The 277-nt window shown below is 49.8% G+C and carries 1 tRNA gene; it reads left to right on the top strand.

What is annotated here, in order from left to right:
- The first annotated feature begins 116 nt into the window (after positions 1–116).
- Positions 117–192 (top strand) — tRNA-Glu (locus IAE27_RS29425).
- Positions 193–277: the final 85 nt, after the last annotated feature.

Here is a 277-nt window from a genome sequence, read left to right as displayed (position 1 = left end):
TAGGGGAACCTGCGGTTGGATCACCTCCTTACCTGAAAGAACCTGCCTTTGCAGTGTCCACACAGATTGTCTGATGAAAAGTAAATAGCAAGGCGTCTTGCGATTGAGACTTCAGTGTCCCCTTCGTCTAGAGGCCCAGGACACCGCCCTTTCACGGCGGTAACAGGGGTTCGAATCCCCTAGGGGACGCCACTTGCTGGTTCGTGAGTGAAAGTCACCTGCCTTAATATCTCAAAACTCATCTTCGGGTGACGTTTGAGATATTTGCTCTTTAAAA

This window comes from Klebsiella sp. S69, assembly GCF_016516145.1.
Lineage (GTDB): Bacteria > Pseudomonadota > Gammaproteobacteria > Enterobacterales > Enterobacteriaceae > Klebsiella > Klebsiella oxytoca.
This window is presented reverse-complemented; position numbering and strand designations above follow the sequence as displayed.